This window comes from Jannaschia sp. Os4, assembly GCF_016820245.1.
Lineage (GTDB): Bacteria > Pseudomonadota > Alphaproteobacteria > Rhodobacterales > Rhodobacteraceae > Jannaschia.
In genome coordinates, this window is the sequence record NZ_JAFCAR010000003.1 from 541,668 (window position 1) to 568,342 (window position 26,675).

29 protein-coding genes are annotated in these 26,675 nt (G+C 71.3%); all 29 read left to right on the forward strand.

The annotated features are described in order from the left end of the window. The first annotated feature begins 45 nt into the window (after positions 1 to 45). Positions 46 to 426, forward strand: a complete 381-nt coding sequence (locus JQC91_RS07675; RefSeq protein ID WP_238941367.1) for a VOC family protein — start codon at positions 46 to 48, stop codon at positions 424 to 426. After that, the gene (locus JQC91_RS07680) at positions 423 to 1,148 is read left to right on the forward strand and encodes a TSUP family transporter (protein ID WP_203286214.1); all 726 of its coding nucleotides are present in this window, start codon (positions 423 to 425) and stop codon (positions 1,146 to 1,148) included. Before JQC91_RS07675 ends, JQC91_RS07680 begins: the two co-directional genes overlap by 4 nt. A gap of 58 nt (positions 1,149 to 1,206) precedes the next feature. Continuing rightward, entirely contained in the window at positions 1,207 to 2,826 is a 1,620-nt protein-coding gene (locus JQC91_RS07685; RefSeq protein WP_203286215.1) for a thiamine pyrophosphate-binding protein, read from the forward strand. A gap of 175 nt (positions 2,827 to 3,001) precedes the next feature. Further along, on the forward strand, positions 3,002 to 3,496 hold the full coding sequence (locus JQC91_RS07690) for a hypothetical protein (protein WP_238941368.1): 495 nt from the start codon (positions 3,002 to 3,004) through the stop codon (positions 3,494 to 3,496). A gap of 232 nt (positions 3,497 to 3,728) precedes the next feature. Continuing rightward, positions 3,729 to 4,262: an NADH-quinone oxidoreductase subunit B gene (locus JQC91_RS07695; protein ID WP_203286216.1), complete on the forward strand. Its 534-nt coding sequence runs from the start codon at positions 3,729 to 3,731 to the stop codon at positions 4,260 to 4,262. After that, positions 4,262 to 4,900, forward strand: coding sequence for an NADH-quinone oxidoreductase subunit C (locus JQC91_RS07700; protein WP_203286217.1), 639 nt, complete (start codon positions 4,262 to 4,264; stop codon positions 4,898 to 4,900). Before JQC91_RS07695 ends, JQC91_RS07700 begins: the two co-directional genes overlap by 1 nt. A 79-nt stretch (positions 4,901 to 4,979) precedes the next feature. Then, positions 4,980 to 5,861, forward strand: coding sequence for a sulfotransferase (locus tag JQC91_RS07705; protein WP_203286218.1), 882 nt, complete (start codon positions 4,980 to 4,982; stop codon positions 5,859 to 5,861). An 81-nt stretch (positions 5,862 to 5,942) separates the two neighbouring features. Then, entirely contained in the window at positions 5,943 to 7,172 is a 1,230-nt protein-coding gene (locus tag JQC91_RS07710; RefSeq protein ID WP_203286219.1) for an NADH-quinone oxidoreductase subunit D, read from the forward strand. Between the two features lie 40 nt (positions 7,173 to 7,212). Further along, positions 7,213 to 8,370 carry a hypothetical protein gene (locus tag JQC91_RS07715; protein WP_203286220.1) on the forward strand — a complete coding sequence of 386 codons (1,158 nt, stop codon included), beginning with the start codon at positions 7,213 to 7,215 and terminating at the stop codon, positions 8,368 to 8,370. Positions 8,371 to 8,451: 81 nt separating this feature from the next. Then, positions 8,452 to 10,023: an NADH-quinone oxidoreductase subunit NuoE gene (nuoE, locus tag JQC91_RS07720; protein WP_203286221.1), complete on the forward strand. Its 1,572-nt coding sequence runs from the start codon at positions 8,452 to 8,454 to the stop codon at positions 10,021 to 10,023. 30 nt (positions 10,024 to 10,053) lie between these two features. Beyond that, positions 10,054 to 11,430 (forward strand): hypothetical protein, encoded by a 1,377-nt coding sequence (locus JQC91_RS17965; RefSeq protein WP_238941369.1) that lies wholly within the window; start codon positions 10,054 to 10,056, stop codon positions 11,428 to 11,430. 102 nt (positions 11,431 to 11,532) lie between these two features. Next, positions 11,533 to 11,757 carry a DUF5337 family protein gene (locus JQC91_RS07730; protein WP_203286222.1) on the forward strand — a complete coding sequence of 75 codons (225 nt, stop codon included), beginning with the start codon at positions 11,533 to 11,535 and terminating at the stop codon, positions 11,755 to 11,757. Next, positions 11,757 to 13,052: an NADH-quinone oxidoreductase subunit NuoF gene (gene nuoF, locus JQC91_RS07735; protein ID WP_203286223.1), complete on the forward strand. Its 1,296-nt coding sequence runs from the start codon at positions 11,757 to 11,759 to the stop codon at positions 13,050 to 13,052. The genes JQC91_RS07730 and nuoF overlap by 1 nt, the downstream gene beginning before the upstream one ends. Continuing rightward, the gene (locus JQC91_RS17970) at positions 13,049 to 13,549 is read left to right on the forward strand and encodes an MAPEG family protein (RefSeq protein WP_203286224.1); all 501 of its coding nucleotides are present in this window, start codon (positions 13,049 to 13,051) and stop codon (positions 13,547 to 13,549) included. Before nuoF ends, JQC91_RS17970 begins: the two co-directional genes overlap by 4 nt. 48 nt (positions 13,550 to 13,597) lie before the next feature. Continuing rightward, a complete protein-coding gene (locus JQC91_RS07745) occupies positions 13,598 to 14,038 on the forward strand; it encodes a DUF5333 family protein (protein WP_203286225.1) in 441 nt (146 codons plus the stop codon). After that, the gene (locus JQC91_RS07750; protein ID WP_203286226.1) at positions 14,035 to 14,424 is read left to right on the forward strand and encodes a DUF5333 family protein; all 390 of its coding nucleotides are present in this window, start codon (positions 14,035 to 14,037) and stop codon (positions 14,422 to 14,424) included. Before JQC91_RS07745 ends, JQC91_RS07750 begins: the two co-directional genes overlap by 4 nt. Next, the gene (locus JQC91_RS07755) at positions 14,421 to 14,795 is read left to right on the forward strand and encodes a hypothetical protein (protein ID WP_203286227.1); all 375 of its coding nucleotides are present in this window, start codon (positions 14,421 to 14,423) and stop codon (positions 14,793 to 14,795) included. Before JQC91_RS07750 ends, JQC91_RS07755 begins: the two co-directional genes overlap by 4 nt. A gap of 116 nt (positions 14,796 to 14,911) precedes the next feature. Further along, positions 14,912 to 15,310, forward strand: coding sequence for a DUF5333 domain-containing protein (locus JQC91_RS07760; RefSeq protein WP_203286228.1), 399 nt, complete (start codon positions 14,912 to 14,914; stop codon positions 15,308 to 15,310). Between the two features lie 100 nt (positions 15,311 to 15,410). Continuing rightward, on the forward strand, positions 15,411 to 17,393 hold the full coding sequence (nuoG, locus tag JQC91_RS07765) for an NADH-quinone oxidoreductase subunit NuoG (RefSeq protein WP_203286229.1): 1,983 nt from the start codon (positions 15,411 to 15,413) through the stop codon (positions 17,391 to 17,393). 11 nt (positions 17,394 to 17,404) lie between these two features. Further along, complete coding sequence (locus JQC91_RS07770; RefSeq protein ID WP_238941444.1) at positions 17,405 to 17,773, forward strand: hypothetical protein; 369 nt, start codon at positions 17,405 to 17,407, stop codon at positions 17,771 to 17,773. A 31-nt stretch (positions 17,774 to 17,804) separates the two neighbouring features. Further along, positions 17,805 to 18,881 carry an NADH-quinone oxidoreductase subunit NuoH gene (gene nuoH / locus JQC91_RS07775; RefSeq protein WP_238941370.1) on the forward strand — a complete coding sequence of 359 codons (1,077 nt, stop codon included), beginning with the start codon at positions 17,805 to 17,807 and terminating at the stop codon, positions 18,879 to 18,881. A 1-nt stretch (position 18,882) separates the two neighbouring features. Further along, on the forward strand, positions 18,883 to 19,389 hold the full coding sequence (gene nuoI, locus JQC91_RS07780; protein WP_203286232.1) for an NADH-quinone oxidoreductase subunit NuoI: 507 nt from the start codon (positions 18,883 to 18,885) through the stop codon (positions 19,387 to 19,389). Then, positions 19,386 to 19,781 (forward strand): carboxymuconolactone decarboxylase family protein, encoded by a 396-nt coding sequence (locus tag JQC91_RS07785; protein ID WP_203286233.1) that lies wholly within the window; start codon positions 19,386 to 19,388, stop codon positions 19,779 to 19,781. Before nuoI ends, JQC91_RS07785 begins: the two co-directional genes overlap by 4 nt. Next, positions 19,778 to 20,392 (forward strand): NADH-quinone oxidoreductase subunit J, encoded by a 615-nt coding sequence (locus JQC91_RS07790; protein WP_203286234.1) that lies wholly within the window; start codon positions 19,778 to 19,780, stop codon positions 20,390 to 20,392. The genes JQC91_RS07785 and JQC91_RS07790 overlap by 4 nt, the downstream gene beginning before the upstream one ends. A gap of 205 nt (positions 20,393 to 20,597) precedes the next feature. Beyond that, complete coding sequence (gene nuoK, locus JQC91_RS07795; protein ID WP_203286235.1) at positions 20,598 to 20,903, forward strand: NADH-quinone oxidoreductase subunit NuoK; 306 nt, start codon at positions 20,598 to 20,600, stop codon at positions 20,901 to 20,903. 6 nt (positions 20,904 to 20,909) lie between these two features. After that, positions 20,910 to 23,000 (forward strand): NADH-quinone oxidoreductase subunit L, encoded by a 2,091-nt coding sequence (gene nuoL / locus JQC91_RS07800; protein WP_203286236.1) that lies wholly within the window; start codon positions 20,910 to 20,912, stop codon positions 22,998 to 23,000. Positions 23,001 to 23,004: 4 nt separating this feature from the next. Then, positions 23,005 to 24,552, forward strand: coding sequence for an NADH-quinone oxidoreductase subunit M (locus JQC91_RS07805; RefSeq protein WP_203286237.1), 1,548 nt, complete (start codon positions 23,005 to 23,007; stop codon positions 24,550 to 24,552). 4 nt (positions 24,553 to 24,556) lie between these two features. Then, on the forward strand, positions 24,557 to 25,990 hold the full coding sequence (gene nuoN, locus JQC91_RS07810; protein ID WP_203286238.1) for an NADH-quinone oxidoreductase subunit NuoN: 1,434 nt from the start codon (positions 24,557 to 24,559) through the stop codon (positions 25,988 to 25,990). Then, positions 25,980 to 26,675: a biotin--[acetyl-CoA-carboxylase] ligase gene (locus JQC91_RS07815; protein ID WP_203286239.1), complete on the forward strand. Its 696-nt coding sequence runs from the start codon at positions 25,980 to 25,982 to the stop codon at positions 26,673 to 26,675. Before nuoN ends, JQC91_RS07815 begins: the two co-directional genes overlap by 11 nt.

Below are 26,675 nucleotides of genomic sequence, written 5' to 3' on the forward strand. Positions count from 1 at the left end.
GAGCCGGTCATCGCAGGAAGGGACGCGCCCGTGAAGGTCGAGAGCTTGGACCACCTGGTCTTGACGGTCGCCGACGTCGAGGCGACGGCGGACTGGTACGGGCGTTGCCTCGGCATGGCGCCCGAGCCGTTCACCGTGGCGGATGGGACGACCCGCATGGCGCTCGCCTTCGGGCGCCAGAAGATCAACCTCCACCCCGCGCCCCGCGGCTACGACCCCAAGGCCGACCGCCCCACGCCGGGCAGCGCGGACCTGTGCTTCCTCGTCGCGGGATCGCTCACCGACTGGGCGATCCGCTTCGCGCGCGAGGAGGTCGCGGTCGTGGATGGCCCCGTCCGGCGGACCGGCGCGACCGGCCCCATCGAGTCGCTCTACGTCCGCGATCCCGACGGCAACCTGATCGAGGTCTCGGTCCCCCTGCGATGATCCCCGACCCGCTCGCATGGCTCGCCTGCGCGGCGGCGGTGGCCGTGGGCTGCGCGTTGCAGCGGCTGTCGGGGGCGGGGTTCGGGATGATGGCGTCCCCCGTCATGGTGTTGGTCGCGCCCGAGTGGATGCCCGCGACGGTGCTGCTGCTGGGGGTGGCCGTGGGGATCGGCAGCGCGGCGCAGGGCTGGGACGCGGTGGCGCGCGGGGACCTGCCGCCCGGCATGGCGGGGCGGACGTTGGGCGCCGGGGTCGCGGCGGTCGTGGCGACGGCGGTGGTCGGGACGGAGGCGCTCCCGCTCGTGGTCGGGATCGTCGTGCTGCTGGGCGTCGCCCTCTCCGTGGCGGGGCTGCGCGTCCCGATCACCGGCGCCACGCTCTTCGGCGCCGGCACCACGGCGGGCGTCATGGGCACGCTCACCGGGATCGGGGCCCCGCCGATGGCGCTGCTCTACGCCGATGTCGAGGCCCGGCGCGCGGCGGCCACGCAGAACGCGTTCTTCGGCTTCGGCATGATCGTCTCGCTGGCGGCCTTGGCGGCAGCGGGGCTGATCGGCCTGCGCCACCTCGCCTTCGCCGCGTCCCTCGCGCCCTTGGTCCCGCTCACGCTCTGGGCGAGCCGGCCCTTCGCCGCGCGGGTGGAGAAGGGCGCGATCCGCCCATGGGCGCTGGGCTTGGCGACCCTCGCCGCCACGGTCCTGATCGTGCGGACGCTGGCCTGACGCTGGACAACCGCGCCCCATCCCCGTCAGGTCCCCCCACCACGACCCGGAGACCCCCATGCGCCACGGCGGACGTATCCTCGCGGACCAGCTCCGCATCCAAGGCATCGAGCGGGTCTTCTCCGTCCCCGGTGAATCCTTCCTCGCCCTGCTGGACGGGCTGCACGACGCGGGCATCCCCAACACCGTCTGCCGCCACGAGGGGGGCGCCGCGATGATGGCCGAGGCGTGGGGCAAGCTGACCCGTCGGCCCGCCGTGGTCGCCGTCACGCGCGGCCCGGGGGCGACGAACGCCAGCGCCGGCCTCCACGTCGCGATGCAGGACAGCACCCCGCTCATCGCGCTCGTCGGCCAGATCGCGCGCGGCCACCGCGACCGCGAGGCGTTCCAGGAGGTCGACTACCGCGCGATGTTCGGCCCCCTCGTGAAGTGGGTGGCCGAGGTGGACGACACCGCGCGGCTGCCGGAATACCTCGCCCGTGCCGTCTCGCTGTCGATGTCGGGCCGCCCCGGCCCCGTCGTCCTCGCGCTGCCGGAGGACATGCTCTCGGCCGAGGCGGACGTGCGCGACCGCCCGGAGGTGGAGGTGCCCGCCGCCGCCGTCCCCGAACTCGACGAGGTGATCGGGCGCCTCGCCGCCGCCGCGCGTCCGCTCGTCGTCCTCGGCGGCCCGCGCTGGGCGCAGGGCCGGGCGGACCTGTTCCGCGAATGGGCCGAGCGGCACGGCCTCCCGGTCGCGGTCTCGTTCCGGCGGCAGGACCGCTTCGACAACCGCTCGCCCTCCTACGTGGGCGACCTCAACGTCGGCCCGAACCCCGCGCTCATGGCGCGCCTGCGGGACGCCGACCTGATCCTCGCGCTCGGCACGCGTCTGGGCGACATCTCGACAGGGGGGTACGCCGCGCTCGACCCCGTCCGCGACGCGCCCCACCTGATCCACGTCCATCCCGATCCCGACGAGTTGAACCGGGTCTGGACCGCCGCCGACCCCATCGTCGCGCGGGCCGAGGATGTCGGCACCGCGCTCGCGCTGCGGGACGACGCGCTGCCGGGGTGGCACGCGTCCACGGCGGAGGCGCGGGCCGCCTACGAGGCATGGCGCGTCCCCCGCGCGACGCCCGGCGCGGTGCGGATGGAGGACGTCGTCCTCCACCTCGACGCGGTCCTCCCCGACGATGCCATCCTCACCAACGGCGCGGGCAACTACGCCGCCTTCCTCCACCGCTACTACCGCTGGCGGCGCGAGGGCACCCAGCTGGCCCCGACGAGCGGGTCCATGGGCTACGGCTTCCCCGCCGCCATCGCGGCCTCGCTCCGCCATCCCGACCGCCCGGTGGTCTGCCTCGCGGGGGACGGCTGCCTGCAGATGACGCTCAACGAGATGTCCACGGCGGTGCAGCACGGGGCCAAGCCCATCGTCATCGCCTGCGACAACGGCCGCTACGGCACGATCCGCATGCATCAGGAGAAGCACTATCCCGGCCGCGTGTCGGGCACCGACCTCGCCAACCCGGACTTCGCCGCGCTGGCGCGCAGCTACGGGGGCGCGGGCTGGACGGTCGAGGACCAGTCCGCGTTCGCCCCCGCGCTGGACGCGGCGCTGGGCTGCGGGCGGCTCGCGCTGATCCACCTCAAGCTCGACGCCCGGATGCTATCGACCGGCGCGGACCTCGCCTGAGCCGAAACATCCGCGGCCCCCGGCGCCTCTCGGCGCGCCGAATGTTTCAGCCGATCACGGAATCCCCGCGTCCCGCTCCGCCCGCGTGACCGACGCGTGAGGCGGGGCCGCGGCGGAGGACGGACCGGTCCCGGACATGCGAGAACGTCTCCAACACCAGACACGGAGACATCCCATGACCCTCGCCACCGAGACCCCGCTCCTCCCCGCCGACCTGCCACGCGCCGCGGTCGTCACGCTGACCGCCGGTGCCTTCGCGACCCTCGCCTTCGACGCCTTCGGGCAGGGTCTCGCGCCGATGCTCGGCTACGCCAAGCTGGCGCCCGTGGGCCTCGCCCAGTCGACGCTCAAGACGGTCCTCGGCGACGTGCCGAAGGGGATGGCGGACCTGCTGCACATCCTGACGGGCCTCGTGGCCTACTCCTTCGGCTGGCTGCTCGTCGCCCGCCCGGTCTGGCGGAAGGTCGCGCCCGGCCTGCACTGGTCCGTGCCCGCCGCCGCCTACGGCGTCGCGCTGTGGATCTTCGCCCTCTACGTGATGGCGCATCTCGTGACCGGCGCGCCCGCCTTCCTCGGCTTCACGGGGATCACGTGGGTCGCGCTGTGGGGGCACGTGCTCTACACCCTCGTCGCCGTCCCCCTGATCGAGCGCGGCCTGCGCGACGCCTGATCCCCCGAACCGGCGGCCCCTCCCCCCGCCGCGTCCCGAAGCCCCCGGCGCGCCCCTCCCCGCGCCGGGGGCTTCTCCCCGTCCCGCACCCGCACCCCTCCCCGCGTCGCCGCGCCGCCCCCATATCGGGGGTGGGCCGCGTTGACCCCCCACGGGGCGTGGGCTAGGCCCCGACACGACGTGGACGGGCCCGGACCGGGGGCCGTCCCGATCCCGAAAGCAGGGGGCACCGATGGGCGTCCAGACCGGACTGAACACGGCCGAGGCCGACAAGGAGCATGCCACGCAGCTCCTCAACCGGGAGCTGCAGGACAAGGGCTTCCTGCTGACCTCGACGGAGGACGTCATCAACTGGGCGCGCACCGGCTCGCTGCACTGGATGACGTTCGGGCTGGCCTGCTGCGCGGTCGAGATGATGCACACCGCCATGCCGCGCTACGACATGGAGCGGTTCGGCACGGCGCCCCGCGCCTCCCCGCGCCAGTCGGACCTGATGATCGTGGCGGGCACGCTGACCAACAAGATGGCGCCCGCGCTGCGCAAGGTCTACGACCAGATGCCCGAGCCGCGCTACGTCCTGTCGATGGGGTCCTGCGCGAACGGCGGCGGCTACTACCACTACAGCTACTCCGTGGTGCGCGGCTGCGACCGGATCGTGCCGGTGGACCTCTACGTGCCGGGCTGCCCGCCGACGGCGGAGGCGCTGCTCTACGGGCTGCTGCAGCTGCAGCGGAAGATCCGCCGCACTGGGACGCTGGTGCGCTGATGGCCCTCGTGACGACGCCCCACATCGCCCCCTCCGACGCCTTGGAGGAGATGGCCGCGCATATCGAGCTGCGCCAGCCCGACCTCGTGGCCGGACGTTCCATCGACCGGGGCGAGCTGACGCTCGACGTGACGGTGTCGGACATCCCCGCCTTGGTGGAGTTCCTGCAGGCCGACGAGCAGCTGCTCTTCACCACGCTGATCGACATCACGGCGGTGGACCATCCCGGCGACGACCGCCGCTTCGCGGTGGTCTACCATTTCCTCTCGATGCGGCGGAACGCGCGCATCCGGGTCCGCGCGCGGGTCCGCGAGGAGGAGATCGTGCCCTCGATCATCGACCTCCATCCCGGCGCCAACTGGTTCGAGCGGGAGGTGTTCGACATGTTCGGCATCCTCTTCTCGGGCCATCCGGACCTGCGCCGCATCCTGACGGACTACGGCTTCCGGGGGCATCCGCTGCGCAAGGACTTCCCGACGACGGGCTACACCGAGGTGCGCTACGACGAGGTGCTCAAGCGGGTGGTCTACGAGCCGGTGAAGCTGACGCAGGAATACCGGCAGTTCGACTTCATGTCCCCGTGGGAGGGGGCGGAGTACGTGATGCCGGGCGACGAGAAGGCCGGGGGGCAGGGGTGAGGCGCGCCCCTCGCAGGTCCCCCGCGGGCGGTGCGCGCTGGCCCGACGGAGCCGCCGGCGCGGGTCGGGGCGGTGCGGCATGAACCCGCTGCTCGTCGGCTTCGGGGCCCCGAAGGCGGGCACCACATGGCTGTCGCGCTACCTTGTCGGGCGCGACGACACCTTCGCGCCGCCCTCGAAGGAGATGCACTTCTTCAACCGGGTCCGCCCGAAGGATCGGCCGCGCCTGAGCAAGCGCATCGCCGAGCACCTCTCCTCGCGCTCCGCCGCCGACGCGCGGCGCGCGAGGCTCGAACGCTACAAGCGGATCGTCGACGAGGGCCGCATGACGGACGAGGCCTACCTCTCCCTCGTCTGCGACGGCGCGCCGGAAGGGGCGCTCTGCTACGACATCACGCCGTCCTACGGGACGTTGGGCGACGACGAGGTCTCCCGGATCGCGCGGCTGACGCCGGACGTCCGGGCGATCTACATCATGCGCGACCCGGTGGACCGGCTGTGGTCGCACGCCCGGATGCAGGCGCGGAACCAGTCCGGGCTCGATCCGAAGGCCGTCAAGGCGGGCCGCACGACCGCGGATCAGGTCGAGGCGATGCGGGCGCGGGCGCACGCGATCGCCGAGGCCGCGCTGTCCGGCGAGACGAAGCGGCTCGTGCAGTACTCGCGCTATTCGGTCGTCGCGGAACGGCTGCTGCGGACGTTCGGGCCGGAACGGACGCATCTCGTCTTCTTCGAGGAGATGTTCTCGGAGGAGGGCGTCCGGGCGATCTGCGCGTTCCTCGGCCTTCCCTACGAGCCGGCGAACCCGTCGAAGCGCTTCGCCAACAGCTTCGACGCGAAGATCGATCCGGACCTCGGCCGTCGGCTCGCGCGGCTGTTCGAGGACGAGTATGCGGCCGTCGAAGGCATCATGGGGCACCTTCCGGCGCGCTGGTCTGCGCGTGCCGGTGCCCTTCGATGAGACGCGCAACGAGGACGAGTGGCGCCCCCGGCGACGCGCATCGCATGTCGGCGGGCCACGTGAACACGGAGAGTGCTTGAGATGGACGGCGACCTGAATCCGCGCGGCTTCGAGGACGCCCTCACGGGCGAGCAGAAGATCCGCAACTTCAACCTCAACTTCGGCCCCCAGCACCCGGCGGCGCACGGCGTGCTGCGCCTCGTGCTGGAGCTCGACGGCGAGATCGTGGAGCGGTGCGACCCGCATATCGGATTGCTGCACCGCGGCACCGAGAAGCTGATGGAGAGCCGCACCTATCTCCAGAACCTGCCCTACCTCGACCGGCTCGACTACGTCGCGCCGATGAACCAGGAGCACGCGTGGTGCCTCGCCATCGAGAAGCTGACGGGGATCGAGATCCCGCGCAGGGCTAGCCTTATCCGGGTGCTCTACTGCGAGATCGGGCGCATCCTGTCGCACCTGCTGAACGTGACGACGCAGGCCATGGACGTGGGCGCGCTGACGCCGCCGCTCTGGGGCTTCGAGGAGCGCGAGAAGCTGATGGTGTTCTACGAGCGCGCCTCCGGCGGGCGGCTCCACGCGGCCTACTTCCGGCCCGGCGGCGTGCACCAGGACCTGCCCGACGACCTGATCGACGACATCGAGCAGTGGTGCGAGCAGTTCCCCGCCGCGCTCGACGATATCGACGGGCTGATCACCGAGAACCGCATCTTCAAGCAGCGCAACGTCGACATCTGCGTCGTGTCCGAGCAGGAGGTGCTGGACTGGGGCATGTCGGGCGTGATGGCACGGGGCTCCGGCCTCGCGTGGGACCTGCGCCGCGCGCAACCGTACGAATTGTACGACGAGTTCGAGTTCCTGATCCCGACGGGCACGAACGGCGACTGCTACGACCGCTACCTCTGCCGGATGGAGGAGATGCGGCAGTCCTTGCGGATCATGCAGCAGTGCATCGCCAAGCTGCGCGACCCGGCGGGCAAGGGCGACGTGCTGGCGCGCGGCAAGCTGACCCCGCCCAAGCGCGGCGACATGAAGACGTCGATGGAGAGCCTGATCCACCACTTCAAGCTCTACACCGAGGGCTTCAAGGTGCCGGCGGGCGAGGTCTATGCCGCCGTCGAGGCGCCGAAGGGCGAGTTCGGGGTCTACATGGTCTCGGACGGGTCGAACAAGCCGTACCGCGCCAAGCTCCGCGCGCCGGGCTACGCGCACCTGCAGGCGATGGACCACCTGTCCAAGGGGCACCAGCTGGCGGACGTGGCGGCGATCATCGGCACGCTGGACGTGGTGTTCGGAGAGATCGACCGCTGAGGCGGCCGCTCCGGGCCGCCCCGGCGCCGTCCCGCGCCGCATGATCCCCACGCCGCCCCCGCTCCCCGTACGCCTGCGCGCCGCGTGGCGGGCCTTGGCGGGGCGGCGCCCGCATCTCGTGATCCATGCGGGGATGCACAAGACCGGCTCCACCGCGATCCAAGCCGCATTCGCGCGCGGCCCCGTGGGCGACGTCACCCACGTCCCGTGGCGGGAGCGGAACCATTCCCGCCCGTTCCGGCTCGCCTTCGATCCGGGCGACCGGCGGACGGCCTTCCTGCGCGGCGGGGCCGATCCCGACACGTCCGCCGCGGCGGCACGGGCCGATCTGGACGCGGGGCTGGCGCAGGTCCGGACCGCGCGCGCGCTGATCTCCGCCGAGGACATGGGAGCCGCGCCCGAGGCGGCGCTGCGCGCCTTCGCCGAGGCGGTGCGCCCGCGCGTCGCCTCGTGGGAGGTGATCGCCTACCTACGCCCCCCCGCCGAGGCGGTCGCCAGCAAGACGCAGCAGCAGATCCGGATGGGGCGGCGGGTCGTGGACGCCTTCATGGTGCAGGACTACCGCGCCGGGCTGGAGGCGTTGGAGCGGGTATTCGGCGCGGAGGCGGTGACGCTGCTGCCCTACCGCCGCGCGGACCTGTCGGGCGGCGACGTGGTCGCGGACTTCGCCCATCGGCTGGGCGTCCCGCCGCCGGACGCGCCCAACGAGGCGGTCAACGCCGCGCTGCCCGTGGAGGCGATCGCGGTGCTGCACGTCCATGCGCTCCACGCGGGGCCGCCGGTGGCCGGCCCGGACGCGGCGGGGGGCCATGCGCGGCTGGGCGAGGCGCTGGCCGCGCTGGGGGACGCGCCGCTTCGCGTGACGCGCGCGACGACGGAACGGGTGCTCCGCGCGACGCCCGCGCGACGGGCGGACCTCGACTGGGTCGCGGCCCGGATGGGGGCGGGCTTCGTCGCCGTGCCCGAGGCGGACCCGCCGGGCGCCATCGCGGCGCTGGGCGAACTGGACGGCATCGCCCGCGGCGCGGAAGGGCGGCTGCACGACCTCTGCGTAGGCTGGGCGACCGACGCGGATCGGCGCAGGGCGCTCGACGCGGTGGCCCGCGCGGGGGACGCGCGGGCGCGGATCGCGGGGCGCGTCGGGCTGCTCGGCGGGTGGATCGCGGCCGATCCGGGGCGTCCCGGACCCGCGACCTGACGTCCGGGGCGGGGGCCCGCCCCCTTGTCCGCCCGGCGGGCCTGCGGCAAGGACGCCCCTGCCAGATCTTCGGGAGAGACCATGCTCCGCCGCCTCCATGCCGACCAGCCCGACGCCTTCGCCTTCACCCCCGCCAACCAAGCGTGGGCCGAGGCGCAGATCACGAAGTATCCCGAGGGGCGGCAGGCCTCCGCGATCATCCCGCTGCTGTGGCGGGCGCAGGAGCAGGAGGGCTGGCTGACCCGGCCCGCGATCGAGCACGTCTGCAAGATGCTCGACATGGCCTACATCCGCGGCCTCGAGGTCGCGACCTTCTACTTCATGTTCCAGCTCCAGCCCGTCGGCGCCAAGGCTCACGTCCAGATCTGCGGGACGACGTCGTGCATGATCATGGGGGCCGAGGACCTCGTGGGGGTGTGCCGCCGCGTGATCGCGGGCAAGCCGCACCAGATCTCGGAGGACGGGGCGCTGTCGTGGGAGGAGGTCGAGTGCCTCGGGGCCTGCTCCAACGCGCCCATGGCCCAGATCGGCAAGGACTACTACGAGGATCTCACGCCGGAGCGGCTGGAGGTCATGCTGGAGGAGTTCCGGGCCGGCGACGTGCCCGCGCCGGGTCCGCAGAACGGGCGCTGGGCCTCGGAGCCGGAAGGCGGGTTCACCTCGCTGACCGAGGGCGACACTGCGGAGGACGCGAACGCCTCGAAGGCGCTGGCGGCCTCCATCGGCGACACGGTGAAGCGCATCGACGGCACCGAGGTGCCGCTGCGCGCGCCGTGGCGCGACGCGGCGCAGGCGGACGAGCGGCCCGAGGCGGCGGCGCGCGACCCGCTGATGCACCCCGACGGGCCGGATGGGCGGCAGGGCGGGCGCATGCCCGGCGCGCCGGAGCCGGACCGGGCGCGCGGCGACTCGTCGGACGGCTACGCCAACGTGCGGGGGTCGGACGCGAAGGCGAAGGGCCGCCCCGACATCGACGCCGTGGCCGACGAGCCGGCGGGCAAACCGGGCGCGGGACTCGGCGGGGACGCCACCGCGGCCGCGCGCGGCGCCGCGCCGGGGCCGCAGGTGAGCGGCACCACCGACGACGACGGGGAGCCGAAGGGCACCAAGACCGCCGCCGAGGCGACGTCCACGCCCGCCGGATCCACCGGGTCGGCCACGCCGTCGGGCAATGCCGGCGACGCGTCCGGCACGCCGCGGGCGGACGCGCAGCAGGCGCCGGTCGGAGCCGGGTCGCGGGCGTTCGACCCCTCGATCAGCCCGCCCGCCGGGTCGGCGGCTGGCGGTGACGCGCAGACCGCGCAGGCCTTGGGCGCCGGCGCGCGGGGTGGCAGCGCCCCGGCCCCGTCCGGCGGCGGTGATTCGATCGGCACCAAGCCCGAGACGCTCGACGCCCCGCGCGGCGAGGCCGACGACCTCAAGGCGATCCGCGGGATTGGGCCGAAGCTGGAGGTGCTCTGCAACCGTCTGGGCTTCTGGCATTTCGACCAGATCGCCAACTGGTCCGCGGAGGAGGTCGCGTGGGTCGACTCGAACCTCGAGGGGTTCAAGGGCCGCGTCACGCGTGACGAATGGGTGAAACAGGCTAAAATCCTGTCCGAAGGCGGCGAGACGGCGTTCTCCAGCCGCGTGACCAAGGGGGAGGTCTACTGAGCCGACCCTCCCCGTATCGGGAGACACGGCATGGACAGACCCTCTGGAACGCTCGAGAGCCTCGCGATCTGCTGGGGCGTGGCCGCCCTCGCGGGGGCGGGGGCCTTCGCGCTGCTCTTGATCCTCGGTGACTGGAGCCTGCTGCAGGCGATCTTCGGCGGGGCGGTCGTCGCCGCCGCGCTTGGCGTGCTCCTCACGCTCACGGTCGGACGGCCCGTCGCCGCTCCGGTGGGCGCGCACGGGGTGCTGACGCCGAACGCAGACGCCGTCGCGCGCGGGCGGCCCGGCGAGGCGGCCGTCCCCGCCCCGGCCCGCGCGCCGGTCGCGCCATCCCCGCACCGGACGGCGCCGGGTCACTCCGGGGCCTCGACGGCGCGGTCGACCGGGCTGGGCGACGCCGCCACGGACCGCGCGATCTCGCCGGGGCCCGGCGGCAGCTTCGCCGCCGAGGCCGCGCCCGCGACCCGCGTCCCGAGCCCCGCGCCGATCAACGCCGCCGACCCGGGCGTGGCCCGGCCCGTGGGCGCGACGGCCAACCCGATCCCGCAGGCCCAGCCCGCCCCCCTGAACGGGGCGATCATCTCGCCGGAGGCCCCGCAACCCGCGACGCCGTTCGACGCGGCCCGTCCGCGCGTGAGCCGCAACGAGGCGGCGATGGCGGCGGGGATCACGACGATGCCCGCGCCCACCGCGACCACCGCGGCGCAGAGCTACAACGAGGTCGATCCCGCCCAGCCCGCCCGCGGCGTGGGCGACGGCGCGACCCACGTGGATGGCGGGTATCCGGACAATCCGGTCACCGCGCGCGAGGGCGGGGACCAGTTCACCGGCTCGCACGTGGGCGGGACGGCGGCGGAGACCGCCGCGGGGACGGCGGCCTACGCCGCATCGACCCCCGCCGGGACCGCCGCCGACATGGGCGCGATGGGCGAGGCCGCCCCGGGCGGGGGCGTCGAGGGCCACCTCGCCGCGCGCGACGAGGTCAAGGAGGACGCGGGCGCGTCGGGATCGGACATCTGGACGCCGGACGGGGAGCCCGTGCAGCCCGCCGACGAGGCGGCGGAGGTGTTCGACGAGGGGGCCGACGACGCGGCGGCCCGCGCCGCCGACGCCTCGCCCGGCGTGAAGCCCGCGACGCTCGACGCCCCGCGCGGCGGCTCCGCGGACGACCTCAAGCGGATCAAGGGCGTGGGTCCCAAGATGGAGCAGCTCTGCAACCGTCTGGGCTTCTGGCACTACGACCAGATCGCCTCCTGGACGCCGGAGGAGGTCGCGTGGGTCGACAGCAACCTCGAGGGGTTCAAGGGCCGGGTCAGCCGGGACAACTGGGTCGCGCAGGCCGGGCAGCTGGCACGGGGCGAGGACACGGCCTTCTCGAACAAGGTGGACAAGGGCGGCGTGTACTGAGCGCCGCCAGTTCCGGACCGGGAGGGGGGCGTCGATCTAGCGCCCCCTTTCGCGTCCGCGTCTCCTTGACGCGAAGGGGCCGGGGGGATTGATAGGGCGCGAATGACCGCGCCCGACGACCTGACCCGCGCTCGCCGCGCCCGAACCCTCGCCCTGACCATCGTGGGCACGTTCGCGGCTTGGATGATCGTGCAGGCCTTGGGCGCGACCTACGGGTGGCCCGCGCGGTGGGTGGCCCTGTTCGACCTCGCCGCGCTGGCCGTCCTCGGATGGGCGGTGGTGGCGGGGATCCTGATGTGGCGCGCGCGCCGGACCGGAGACGAGTGATGCTCAAGGACGAGGACCGGATCTTCACCAACATCTACGGGCGGCTGGACCGGTCGCTCGCGGGCGCGAAGGCGCGGGGCCACTGGGACGGGACGGCCGGCCTGATCCAGAAGGGCCGCGACTGGATCGTGCAGGAGATGAAGGACAGCGGCCTGCGCGGGCGTGGCGGCGCGGGCTTCCCGACGGGGCTCAAGTGGTCCTTCATGCCCAAGGAGAGCGACGGGCGCCCCGCCTACCTCGTGGTCAACGCCGACGAGTCCGAGCCGGGCACCTGCAAGGACCGCGAGATCATGCGCCACGATCCGCACACGCTGATCGAGGGGTGCCTGATCGCGAGCTTCGCGATGAATGCGAACGCCTGCTACATCTACATCCGCGGCGAATACATCCGCGAGCGCGAGGCCCTGCAGGCCGCCATCGACGAGTGCTACGACGCGGGCCTCCTGGGCGCGAACGCGGCCGGGTCGGGCTGGGACTTCGACCTCTACGTCCACCACGGCGCGGGGGCCTACATCTGCGGCGAGGAGACGGCGCTGCTGGAGAGCCTCGAGGGCAAGAAGGGCATGCCGCGCATGAAGCCGCCCTTCCCGGCGGGCGCGGGCCTCTACGGCTGCCCCACCACGGTCAACAACGTCGAGAGCATCGCGGTCGTGCCGACCATCCTGCGGCGCGGCGCCTCGTGGTTCAGTCAGTTCGGGCGGGACAACAACAAGGGCACCAAGCTCTTCGCAATCTCGGGCCACGTGAACCGGCCCTGCGTCGTCGAGGAGGCGATGTCGATCCCGTTCCAGGAGCTGATCGACAAGCATTGCGGCGGCATCCGGGGCGGGTGGGACAACCTCAAGGCGGTGATCCCCGGTGGATCATCGGTGCCGCTGCTGCCCTCGGCCACGGCCAAGGAGGCCATCATGGACTTCGACTGGCTGCGCGAGCAGAAGTCGGGCCTCGGGACGGCCGCCGTGATCGTGATGGACCAGTCGACGGATATCGTGAAGGCGATCTGGCGTCTCTCGGCCTTCTACAAGCACGAGTCGTGCGGCCAGTGCACGCCCTGCCGCGAGGGGACGGGCTGGATGATGCGGGTCATGGACCGGCTGGTGCGCGGCGAGGCGGAGGTCGAGGAGATCGACATGCTGCTCGACGTCACCAAGCAGGTGGAGGGGCACACGATCTGCGCCTTGGGCGACGCCGCCGCGTGGCCGATCCAAGGCCTGATCCGGCACTTCCGCGACGAGATCGAGGACCGCATCCGCCACAAGCGCGTGGCCCCGGCGGCGGCGGTGGCGGCGGAGTGATCCGCGCGGCCCTCGTGCTGTCGCTCGTGGCCGCCCCGGCGGCGGCGCAGGGGATCGAGGGCGCGTTCGTCGCCGAGCGGCTCGCCGATCTGGACCTCTTCGCCCCCTATGCCCACGCGGTCGCGTCGCTCGCGCTGTGGGCACTGCTGATGGCGGCGCTGCTGGTCGGCTCGACGATGGGCAAGGCGCGCGCCCGGACCGAGAGCGGGATGATCGTGCGCGACTATTCCGATCCGGCCTACCGCCGGGACCGGGCGTTCCGCAACGCGATCGAGGCGAACGGGATGTTCGTCGCGGCCACGGTGGCCTGCATCCTCGCGGGGGCGTCGCCGCTGCTGACGAACCTTCTCGCCTCCGCGTTCGTGGTCGCGCGGGTCGCCACCGCCGCGGTGCACGTGTTCACGGAGAACCAGATGGCGCGCTCCGCGACGTGGACGGTCGGGGCGCTGGCCACGCTGGGCCTCGCGCTGCTCGGCCTGTGGGCGGCGCTGGCCTAGCGCCGCGCCGGGGTTCGGCCTATGCCGGACGTCGACAGGAGGACCGCCATGATCCGCAGAAGCCTCGCCGCGCTCGGCCTCGCCGGGCTCGCCGCCTGCACCCCGGCGGAGCCCGTCGAGCCGCCGCGCAAGCTGACCTCGACCAACGCGGACACGCGGTCGCTCCGGGCCGCGGCGTTCCAGTTCGCCCGCGACTCCGCCGTCGCGCAGGTAATCGCGGACGTCTGCGCCGACGAGGGGCTGCGGCTGAGGGGCGGGTCGCCGCGGGCGCAGCTCTTCGCCTTCGTCCGCAAGATGCAGGCCTTGGGCTATTCGGACGAGCAGACGCGGGACGCGATCCTCCGGCTGGACCAGGACGACGGGGGCCGAGCCGCCATCCGCTACCTGCAGGCGCGGGGCGTGTCGCCCGGCGACAAGGACCGGCTGTGCCTCGTCGGGCGCAGCGAGCTCGCGCAGGGCACCTCCCTTGGTCGGCTGCTCGCGCGATGAGGGCGGTCGCTCTGCTGCTCTGCGCCACGCCCGCGATGGCGCAGGAACCGGCGCCCTCGCCCGACTACTTCGTCGAGGGCGTCGTCGCCTCCGCGGCGGCGCAGGCGGTGGCCTTGGCCTGCCCGACCCTGAGCGTCGATCTCGGCGCCGCGGCGCGGTTGTCCGAGGACGTGCTCGCCCGGTTGACGGCGGACGGGTTCGACCCGCAGAACCTGCTCGCCCGCATGGAGGATCCGCAGCCCGCCATCGCGGCCTTGCAGGACGCCTTCCTCGCGCGGCATGGTCTGGCCGAGGGGGCGCCCTCGGAGGTGGCCTGCGCCGCCGGGCGCACGGAACTGGAGGAGGGCAGCGCGATCGGTGCGCTGCTGCTGGAGGTGGACGGATGACGGCGACGAGGGTGATCGCGTGTGTGCTGGCGCTGGCCGCCGTGGCGGGCTGCGCGCGGCTGGCCTCCATCCCGGTTCCGTTCCGCACGCCCGACGGCGGCACCAACCGCGTCGAGTTCGACGGCCAGCGCTTCCGCACGCGGATCTCCGCCACCACGCCGGACCGCCGCGGCTTCGCCGTGTCGGTGGGGCAGCCCTCGCGCAGCGTGGCGGGCGCCTTGGAGGCGGGGCGGCACCGCGCGATCGGATACTGCCTGAACCGCTTCGGCGGCAGCGACATCCTGTGGGACGCCGGCCCGGACCGCGAGGCCGACGCCCTCGTCCTGAGCGAGGGGGCGCTGATCCTGACCGGGACCTGCACCACCCGCTGAGGCCCGCGTCATCGGATGACCTCCGCCCGACAGCGGGTGCGCCGGGGGCGTCCCTTGCCACGCCGGGGGCGGGGTCCGACATTCGGGGGGACGTCACCGCACACCCGGAGGATCCGATGACCCGACCGATCGCCGCCGCCTTCCTCGCCGCCGCCCTCGCCGCGCCGCTGCCGGCCGCCGCCGATCTCGGCGACGAGCCCAACGTGGTCGAGCCGTTGATCGCCATCGGGATCGCCTACGAGATCTCGAAGCGGTGCGACTCGATCTCGGCGCGTCGGGTACGGGGCGTGACGCAGCTGATGTCGATCCGGGGCCGGGCGAGCGACCTCGGCTACTCGAAGTCCGAGATCGACGCGTGGATCGACGACGACGCCGAGAAGGACCGCCTCGAGGCGGTCGCGCGGGAGCGGCTGGCCGCGATGGGCGCGCCGGAGGGGAACGAGGCGGCGCATTGCGAGGTGGGCCGGGCGGAGATCGCGAAGGACAGCTACATCGGGTCGTTCCTGAGCGACTGACGGCCGGTCGCCCGCCGCGACGGAATGACGGCGTTCCCCCGCTGGCATCGGGCGCGCGGCTCGTCTAGGACCGGACCCGACCGGACGGACGGGGACGACCATGAGCGACGACCTTCGAACCATCGTGATCGACGGGCGGGAGATCGAGGTTCCCGCCGCGATGACGTTGATCCAAGCCTGCGAGGAGGCCGGGATCGAGATCCCGCGCTTCTGCTACCACGAGCGGCTGTCCATCGCGGGCAACTGCCGGATGTGCCTCGTGGAGGTGGTCGGCGGCCCGCCCAAGCCGGCGGCGAGCTGCGCCATGCAGGTGCGCGACCTGCGCCCCGGAAAGGACGGCGCGGCCCCGCAGGTCAAGACCAACTCGCCCATGGTCAAGAAGGCCCGCGAGGGGGTGATGGAGTTCCTGCTCATCAACCATCCGCTGGACTGCCCGATCTGCGACCAAGGCGGCGAGTGCGACCTGCAGGACCAGGCGATGGCCTACGGCGTGGACTTCTCGCGCTACCGCGAGCCCAAGCGCGCGGCCGTCGACCTCGACCTCGGGCCGCTGGTCGAGACGCACATGACGCGCTGCATCTCCTGCACTCGCTGCGTGCGCTTCACGACCGAGGTCGCGGGCATCACCCAGATGGGTCAGGTCGGGCGCGGCGAGGACAGCGAGATCACCAGCTATCTGGGCGAGACGCTGAAGTCGAACCTGCAGGGCAACATCATCGACCTGTGCCCGGTGGGCGCGCTGGTCTCCAAGCCCTACGCCTTCACGGCCCGCCCGTGGGAGCTGACGAAGCACGAGACGATCGGGCTGATGGATGCCTTGGGCGCCGCCGTGCGGGTGGACACCAAGGGCCGCGAGGTGATGCGGGTGCTGCCGCGCAACCACGACGGCATCAACGAGGAATGGCTGGACGACAAGACGCGCTTCGTCTGGGACGGGCTGCGCCGCCAGCGGCTGGACCGGCCCTACATCCGCGAGGGCGGCAAGCTGCGCCCGGCGACGTGGCCGGAGGCGCTGGAGGCCGCTGCGAAGGCGCTGACCGGCGAAGGGCGCAAGGCCGGGATCGTGGGCGACCTCGCGCCCGCCGAGGCCGCGTTCTCGCTGGTTCAGTTGATGGACTCGCTCGGCGGCACGACCGAGGCGCGGACCGACGGGGCGAAGGTCGGCCATGCGGGCCGCGCGTCCTACGCGGGCACGGCGGCCATCGAGGACATCGACGGCGCGCGCCGCATCCTGATCGTGGGCGCGGACCCGCGCGTCGAGGCGCCCGTGCTGAACGCGCGTATCCGGCAGGCGTGGATCCGGGGCGCGGACGTGTCGCTGATCGGCGAGAACGTGGACCTGACCTACGACTACGACCACCTCGGCACGGACCGGGCGGCGCTGTCGGGGGCCGAGGGCGGCCATGACCTCGTGATCGTGGGCATGGGCGCGCTTACGGGCGACGACGGGGCCGCCGTGCTGGAGGCGGCGAAGGGCTTGGGCGAGGGCGTCCTGATCCTCCATACCGCAGCGGGCCGCGTCGGCGCGCTGGACGCGGGCGCGATGGGCGACGGGATCGAGGCCGCCCTGTCGGCGGACGTGATCTACAACCTCGGCGCCGACGAGGTGGACGTGCCGGAAGGGGCGTTCGTGATCTACCAAGGCTCCCACGGGGACCGGGGCGCGCACCAGGCGGACGTGATCTTGCCCGCCGCCGCGTGGACCGAGGAGCAGGGCCTCTACGTCAACACGGAAGGGCGCCCGCAACTGGCGCTGCGCGCCTCCTTCGCGCCGGGCGAGGCCAAGGAGAACTGGGCCATCCTGCGTGCGCTCTCGGCGGAGGCCGGGCAGCAACTGCCGTGGGACACGCTGGCCGACTGCCGCCGCGCGCTGGTCAAGGCGGCGCCGGTGCTGGGGCAGGTGGACGAGCTGGCCGAGAACGACTGGACCGACGGCGAGGGGGGATCGCTGGGGCAGGGGGCGTTCGGCACCGCGATCGCCGACTTCTACCTGTCGAACCCAATCGCCCGCGCCTCGCGCCTGATGGCCGAGCTGTCGGAACTGGCGCGGGGCCGCGAGCCGCAGCCCATCGCCGCCGAGTGAGGATCGTGGTCTTGGCCTTGGCGCTGGCCGGGTGCCAAGCCGTCCCCGACGGGGGCGACATCAGCGTGTTCCGGCCCGAGTATCTCGGCGTCACGACGCGGCTGCTGGAGGACGACCTCGTGCAGTTCCGCACCGAGATGCGGGGCGCGCGGGACAACCAGGACGTCATCGCCTATGGCGACTGTGCCGCAGCGCAGTACGCCCTGATCCGGGGCTTCGGCTTCGCGCGCCACGTGCGGACGAACGTCGAGCGGCAGGGTGGAATCTGGCGGGGCGATGGTGTCTACACCGTCTCGCAATCGATCCCCGGCGGTTTGCGGACCATCGAGGCGGAGGTCGCGCTCTCGGAATGCGCGGCGCAAGGCATACCGGCGGTCTAGACCACCGCCCGACGACGGGAAGAGAACGACCTTGGACACCTTCATCGTTTTCCTAGGCACGCCCACGGGGATCGGCCTGACGATCCTCGCGCAGGTGCTGGCCGTCGTCGCCTTCGTGATGCTGTCGATGCTGTTCCTCGTCTATGGCGACCGCAAGATCTGGGCCGCCGTTCAGATGCGGAAGGGGCCGAACGTCGTCGGCGCCTTCGGCCTGCTGCAGACGGTGGCCGACGCGCTGAAATACGTGGTCAAGGAGGTCGTCGTCCCGGCGGGGGCCGACCGCGCGGTCTTCATGCTGGCCCCGCTGGTGTCCTTCGTCCTCGCCCTCGTCGCGTGGGCGGTGATCCCGTTCAACGAGGGCTGGGTCGTCTCGGACATCAACGTGGCGATCCTCTACGTCTTCGCGGTCTCCTCGCTGGAGGTCTACGGCGTGATCATGGGCGGCTGGGCGTCCAACTCGAAGTATCCGTTCCTCGGCTCGCTCCGCTCGGCGGCGCAGATGATCTCCTACGAGGTGTCGATCGGCCTGATCATCATCGGGGTGATCCTGTCGACGGGGTCGATGAACTTCGGCGCCATCGTCGCGGCGCAGGAAACCGGCGCGGGCTTCTTCGGCTGGTACTGGCTGCCGCACCTGCCGATGGTGTTCCTGTTCTTCATCTCGGCGCTGGCCGAGACGAACCGCCCGCCCTTCGACCTGCCCGAGGCCGAGTCGGAGCTGGTCGCGGGCTACCAGGTGGAATACTCCTCCACGCCCTTCCTGCTGTTCATGGCGGGCGAGTACACGGCGATCTTCCTGATGTGCGCGCTCACCTCGCTGCTGTTCTTCGGCGGCTGGCTGTCGCCCTTCGGCTTCGGCGAGCTGGGGGAGATCCCGCTGCTGGGCGACGGGGCGCACTGGATGATCCTGAAGATGGCGTTCTTCTTCTTCCTCTTCGCGATGGTGAAGGCGATCGTGCCCCGCTACCGCTACGACCAGCTGATGCGGCTGGGCTGGAAGGTGTTCCTGCCGATGTCGCTCGCTTGGGTCGTGATCGTGGCCTTCCTCGCCAAGTTCCAAGTCGCCGGTGCCTTCTGGGCCCGGTGGGAAATCCCCGGAGTGATCTGACATGACCACCACCGACACGAGCATCGACTGGAAGCGGGCCGGCAAGTACTTCCTGCTGGCCGACATCTGGGAGGGGTTCCGGCTGGGTCTGAAGTACTTCTTCGCCCCCAAGGCTACCGTGAACTACCCGCACGAGAAGGGGCCGCTCTCGCCCCGCTTCCGCGGCGAGCACGCGCTGCGCCGCTATCCCAACGGCGAGGAGCGGTGCATCGCCTGCAAGCTCTGCGAGGCGATCTGCCCCGCGCAGGCCATCACCATCGACGCCGAGCCGCGCGAGGACGGCTCGCGCCGGACCACGCGCTACGACATCGACATGACGAAGTGCATCTACTGCGGCTTCTGCCAAGAGGCCTGTCCGGTGGACGCGATCGTCGAGGGGCCGAACTTCGAGTTCGCCACCGAGACCCGCGAGGAGCTGTTCTACGACAAGGAGAAGCTGCTCGCGAACGGGGAACGGTGGGAGGCGCTGATCGCCAAGAACATCGAGCTGGACGCGCCCTACCGATGACCGACGCCCCGAACCCCTTCGCCGCGTGGCTCTCCTCCGCGCAGGACATGGCCCGCGCCATGAACCCCGCGCTGGAGTCGTTCACGCCGCAGGGGTTCGAGAAGCTGTGGCCGACGATGCCCAAGGAGGTCATGGAGACCTTCATGGGCAAGGGGCCGACCGGCGAGGGGCTGGACGCCAAGTCCAAGCTGCTGCTGACCCTCGCGGGCCTGACCGTGACGGGCGCGCAGGCCGAGGCGCAGATCCGCATGACGGTGCGCCACGCCGTAGAGGCCGGGGCGACCAAGCAGGAGATCATGGAGACCATCGGGATGATGGGCCTCTTCGGCGGGATGCCCGCCATGAACAAGGCCATGACGCTGGCCACCGACGCACTGGAGACCGACGAATGACCGTCGCCGCCCTCGCCTTCTACCTCTTCGCGCTGTCCACGGTGACCGGCGGCCTGATGACCGTCGTCAGCCGCAACCCGGTGCACTCGGTGCTGTGGCTGATCCTTGCCTTCCTCTCGACCGCGGGGCTCTTCGTCCTCGTGGGGGCCGAGTTCGTCGCGATGCTGCTCGTGATCGTCTACGTGGGCGCGGTCGCGGTGCTCTTCCTCTTCGTGGTGATGATGCTGGACGTCGACTTCGCCGAACTGAAGGCCGAGATGGCGCGCTACATGCCGCTCGCCCTCCTGATCGGCGTCGTCCTCCTGATGCAGCTGGCGCTGGCCTTCGGCGTCTGGGAGGCGGCGGAGGGCGTGGTCGTGGCGAGCGGACTGGACGCACTTCCCCCGGTGGCCGAGGCGAACACGGCCGCGCTGGGCCTGATCCTCTACGACGACTACTTCCTGATGTTCCAGCTCTCGGGGCTGATCCTCTTGGTCGCCATGATCGGGGCCATCGCCCTGACGCTGCGCCACCGGGCGGACGTCAAGCGGCAGAACATCGTGCAGCAGGTGCTGCGCGACCCGGCCAAGGCGATGAACGTCTCGGACGTGCAGCCGGGGCAGGGGCTCTAGGCCGAGCAGAGGTTCAACCGGAGGAGACCGCCATGTCCCGCACGACGCTCATCATCATCATCGTGGTCCTCGTGATCCTCATCTTCGGTGGATTCAGCTTCATCGGCTGACCGCGCGCCTTGAAGCCCGCCGCCCCACGGGGCAGAGGGGCACACGAACGACGGCGGGCCGCCCGACCCGCCCCCGACGACCGGAAAGGGCCGACATGATCGGACTGGAGCACTACCTCACCGTCGCGGCGGCGCTGTTCGTCATCGGCGTGTTCGGCATCTTCCTGAACCGCAAGAACGTCATCATCATCCTGATGTCGATCGAGCTGATCCTGCTGGCGGTGAACATCAACTTCGTCGCCTTCTCGGGCTTCCTCGGGGACCTCTCGGGGCAGGTGTTCACGCTCTTCGTCCTGACCGTCGCGGCGGCCGAGGCGGCGATCGGGCTGGCGATCCTCGTCTGCTTCTTCCGCAACCGCGGCACCATCGACGTCGAAGACGTCAACGTCATGAAGGGCTGACGGCAGATGCTCGGAACGATCCTCACCGCGCCCCTGCTCGGCGCCCTCGTCTGCGGCTTCATGTGGAAGCTGATTGGCGAGCGGCCCGCGATGATCTTCGCGACCGTGGGCGTGTTCCTGTCGGCGATCCTGTCGTGGATCGTGTTCCTGACCCACGACCCCTACGTGGTGGAGCGCGTCGTACTGCTGTCGTGGATCGAGAGCGGGTCGCTGGCCACCGAGTGGGCCATCCGGCTGGACCGCCTGACCTCGGTGATGCTGATCGTGGTGACGACCGTCTCGGCGCTCGTCCACCTCTACAGCTTCGGCTACATGGACCACGACCCGCAGTGGCGCGAGGGCGAGACCTACAAGCCCCGCTTCTTCGCCTACCTGTCCTTCTTCACCTTCGCGATGCTGTCGCTGGTCACGGCGGACAACCTGCTCCAGCTCTTCTTCGGCTGGGAGGGCGTGGGCGTCGCCTCCTACCTCCTGATCGGGTTCTACTGGCGCAAGCCCTCGGCGGGCGCGGCCGCGATGAAGGCGTTCATCGTCAACCGCGTCGGCGACTTCGCCTTCCTGCTCGGCATCTTCGCCATCTTCCTGCTGACCGACTCGATCCAGTTCTCGGTCATCTTCCCGCTGGCCCCGCAGATCGCCGAGACGTCGATCCACTTCCTCTGGCGCGACTGGAACGCGGCCGAGCTGGTCGCGGTGCTGCTGTTCGTCGGCGCGATGGGCAAGTCGGCGCAGCTGGGCCTGCACACGTGGCTGCCCGACGCGATGGAGGGGCCGACCCCCGTCTCGGCGCTGATCCACGCGGCGACGATGGTCACGGCGGGCGTGTTCCTCGTCTGCCGCATGTCGCCCGTCATGGAGTTCGCGGACGCGGCCATGGGCTTCGTCGTGATCGTGGGCGCGGCGACGGCCTTCGTCGCGGCGACGATCGGGCTGGTGCAGACCGACATCAAGCGCGTCATCGCCTACTCCACCATGTCGCAGCTGGGCTACATGTTCGTGGCGGCGGGGCTGGGCGCCTACTCGGTCGCGATGTTCCACCTGCTGACCCACGCCTTCTTCAAGGCGATGCTGTTCCTCGGCGCGGGCTCGGTCATCCACGCGATGCACCACGAGCAGGACATGCGGAACTACGGCGGGCTGCGGAAGAAGATCCCTTACACCTTCTGGGCCATGATGATCGGCACGCTGGCCATCACCGGCGTCGGCATCCCGCTCCTCTACATCGGCTTCCCGGTGGGCTTCGCGGGCTTCGTCTCGAAGGACGCCATCATCGAGAGCGCGTGGGCCGGCGCGCCCTTGGCCTTCTGGGTGCTGGTGGTCTCGGCGGCGCTGACGTCGTTCTACTCGTGGCGCCTGATGTTCCTGACCTTCTACGGCGATCCGCGCGGCGACAAGCACACCCACGACCACGCCCACGAGTCCCCGCTCGTGATGACGATCCCGCTGGGCGTCCTCGCCGTCGGCTCGGTGCTGGCGGGGATGGTGTGGTACGGCGGCTTCTTCAAGTCGCAGGAAAGCGTGGACAGGTTCTTCGGCACCGTGCCCGTCGAGGGCTACGCCGCCACGCTGGACCCGACCCCGTGGTCCGGCGCGGCCTTCGCCGCCGGCGAGGCGGAGCCGTCCGAGCGCCCGCTGCAGGAGCCGGGGCAGGGCGGCATCTACGTCGCCCCCGACAACCACATCATCCACGAGGCGCATCTCGTGCCCGTGTGGGTGAGGCTCTCGCCCTTCCTCGCGATGCTCGCGGGGCTGGGGATGGCGTGGCTCTTCTACATGAAGCGCGGCTCGACCCTGCCGGGCGACTGGGCGCGCACGGTCCAGCCGCTCTACCGATTCCTGCTCAACAAGTGGTACTTCGACGAGATCTACGACGCCGTCTTCGTCCGGCCCGCCAAGACCTTGGGCCGCTGGCTCTGGAAGGGCGGGGACGGGGCGGCCATCGACGGCACGCTCAACGGCACGGCGATGGGCTTCATCCCGCTTCTGACGCGCGCCGTGAACCGCGCGCAGTCCGGATACGTGTTCACCTACGCCTTCGCGATGGTGCTGGGCCTCGTGGTCCTGATCACGTGGATGACGATCGCCCAAGGATCCTGACGACATGGCCTCCTCGCTCCTCAGCCTGACGATCTTCACCCCCGCCGTGGCGGCGCTGATCATGGCCGTCCTCTTGCGCGCCGACGACGAGGCCGGGCGCCGCAACGCCAAGTGGCTGGCGCTGGCCGCCACCTCGCTCACCTTCGTCATCTCGCTCTTCGTGCTCGCGGGGTTCGAGCCGGCGAACACGGAGTTCCAGTTCGTCGAGGAGCGTGCGTGGCTGCTCGGCCTGACCTACAAGCTGGGCGTGGACGGCATCTCGATCCTGTTCGTGATGCTGACGACCTTCCTGATGCCGCTCGTGATCCTGTCCTGCTGGGATGTCGAGGACCGCATCAAGGAGTACATGATCGCGTTCCTCCTGCTGGAGACGCTGATGCTCGGCGTGTTCTGCGCGCTGGACCTGATCCTGTTCTACCTCTTCTTCGAGGCGGGCCTGATCCCGATGTTCCTGATCATCGGCATCTGGGGCGGGGCCAACCGCATCTACGCGGCGTTCAAGTTCTTCCTCTACACGCTGTTCGGCTCGGTCCTGATGCTGATCGCGATGATCGCGATGTATCTCGACGCGGGCACCACCGACATCGCGCTCCTGCTGGACCACGCCTTCGACTTCGGCACGGTCGAGGTGCTGGGCGTCCAGATCGTCGGCGGCCTCCAGACGCTGCTCTGGCTGGCCTTCTTTGCCTCCTTCGCGGTCAAGATGCCGATGTGGCCGGTCCATACGTGGCTGCCCGACGCGCACGTGCAGGCGCCGACCGCCGGATCGGTCGTGCTGGCGGCCATCCTGCTCAAGATGGGGGGCTACGGCTTCCTGCGCTTCTCGCTGCCGATGTTCCCCGTGGGCAGTGAAGTGATGGGGCCGCTGGTCCTGTGGATGTCGGCCATCGCCGTGGTCTGGGCCTCGCTCGTGGCGCTCGTGCAGGAGGACATGAAGAAGCTCATCGCCTACTCGTCGGTCGCGCACATGGCCTACGTCACGGCGGGCATCTTCGCCGCCAATCAGCAGGGGATCGACGGCGCCATCTTCCAGATGATCAGCCACGGGTTCATCTCGGGCGCGCTGTTCCTCTGCGTCGGCGTGATCTACGACCGGATGCACACGCGCGACATCGACGCCTATGGCGGCCTCGTGAACCGGATGCCGGCCTACGCGCTGATCTTCCTGCTCTTCACGATGGCGAACGTCGGCCTGCCGGGCACGTCCGGCTTCGTGGGCGAGTTCCTGTCGCTGATGGGCATCTTCCAAGCCAACACGTGGGTGGCACTGGTGATGTGCACGGGCGTCATCCTGTCGGCGGCCTACGCGCTGTGGCTGTTCCGCCGGGTGGTGTTCGGGGACCTCATCAAGGAGTCGCTCCGCTCCATCACCGACATGACCGCGCGCGAGCGGATGACCTTCGCGCCGCTGGTGTTCTTCACCATCCTCCTGGGGGTCTACCCGTCCCTCGTCACCGACATCATCGGCCCCTCCGTCGCTGCCCTCGTGGGCGAGTACGAGGTGGCCACCGCCGCGTTCGAGACCGCGAACGCCGTCGCCAGCGCCGAGTGATCCCATGACCGCGAACCTCGAAGCCATCCTCCCCGAGATCGTCCTCGCCGTCTACGCGATGGGCGGGCTGCTCTGGGCGGTCTACACGGGCAAGGACGCCACCGCGAAGGGGATGATCTGGATCACCTCCGCCGTGCTGTTCCTCGTCGGCCTCTGGATCGCGCTGGCCGGCGACCCTGTCGTCGCCTTCGACGGCTTCCTCGTCCGAGACGGCTTCGCGCGCTTCGCGCAGTGCACGATCCTCTTCTCCGCCGCGACCGTGCTGGTGATGGGGCAGGACTACATGGCCCGGAACGGGCTGATGAAGTTCGAGTATCCGCTGATCGTCGTCCTCGCCGTCATCGGCATGATGGTGATGGTCGGCGCGGGCAACCTCCTGACCCTCTACATGGGCCTCGAGCTGCAGTCGCTGTCGCTCTACGTGCTGGCTGCGATGCAGCGTGACTCCGTCCGCTCGACCGAGGCGGGGCTCAAGTACTTCGTCCTCGGCGCGATCTCGAGCGGACTGCTGCTCTACGGCATCTCGCTGACCTACGGCTACACCGGGACGCTCGACTTCGCGGGCGTGATCGTGGCCGCCGCCGATGGCGAGATGGCGCTGGGCCTGCTCTTCGGCCTCGTGTTCATGCTGTCGGGGCTGGCCTTCAAGGTCTCGGCGGCGCCGTTCCACATGTGGACGCCCGACGTCTACGAGGGCTCGCCCACCCCCGTCACCGCCTTCATGGCAACCGCGCCCAAGGTCGCGGCGATGGGCATGTTCGCCCGCGTCACCCACGACGCCTTCGGCGGCGCGGTGAACGACTGGCAGCAGATCGTGGCCCTCCTTTCGGTCCTGTCGATGTTCGTCGGCGCCATCGCCGCCATCGGCCAGCGCGACCTCAAGCGGCTGATGGCCTACTCCTCGATCAACCACATGGGCTTCGCGCTGATGGGTCTGGCCGCCGGCACCGCCTTCGGGGTGCAGGCGATGCTGCTCTACATGGCGATCTACGTGGTGATGAACATCGGCACCTTCGCCTTCATCCTCGCGATGACCCGCGACGGGCGCGAGGACACCGACATCGCCGCCCTGAACCAGCTGGGCACCCGCCGCCCCGGACAGGCGCTCGCCATGCTGGTCCTGCTGTTCAGCCTCGCGGGCATCCCGCCGATGGTGGGCTTCTTCGCCAAGCTCTACGTGCTGCAGGCGGCGATCGACGCAGGCCTGCTCTGGCTCGCCATCCTCGGCGTGATTGCCACCGTGATCGGCGCGTTCTACTACCTGCGCCTCGTCTACTTCATCTACTTCGGCGAGTCCGAGGGCGAGGTCGAGACGCCGATGGGCGCCGTGCAATGGGCCGCCCTCGCGGTCGCCGCGATCGTCATGGTCGCGGGCGTCGTGAACCTCTTCGGCCTCGAGGGCGTGGCGGCGGCGGCGGCGGCGACGCTTGTCCTCTGAGATCCTGATCCTCGACGAGGTCGACTCGACCTCGGAGGAAGCCAAGCGCCACGCGCCCCCGGTGTGGGTGATGGCCCGCCGCCAGACCGCCGCGCGGGGCCGCCGGGGCCGTGCATGGTCCATGCCGCCCGGCAACTTCGCCGCGTCCCACGCCTTCCGCCCGCCGGGTGGTCCCGCCGATTGGGCGCTGCGCTCCTTCTCCGCCGCGCTGGCCCTCCACGACGCGCTCGCCGACCTCGCCGTCGCGGGCCTGTCGCTGAAGTGGCCCAACGACGTCCTACGCGACGGCGGCAAGCTCGCGGGCATCCTGCTCGAGTCCCCCGGCGACGGCGTGCTGGTGATCGGCTGGGGCGTGAACCTCGCCGCCGCGCCCGACGCCGTGGAGGCGGGCGGAACGCTCCCCGCCGCATTGGACGGGACCATCGCCCCGGAGACGCTGCTCGACGCGCTGGTCCCCGCCTTCGCCGCGCGCGAGGCCGAACTGGCCGAAGGCGGCTTCGCCCCGATCCGCGCGGCGTGGCTGGCCCGCGCGGCCCGCATCGGCCAGCCGGTCGTCGCACGCACGATGCGCGACACCCTCCACGGAACCTTCGACGACATCGACGCGTCGGGCCATCTGATCCTGAAGACGCCCGCGGGTCCGGTCCCCATTGCCGCCGCCGACCTGTACTTCGAGGGGGCCTGA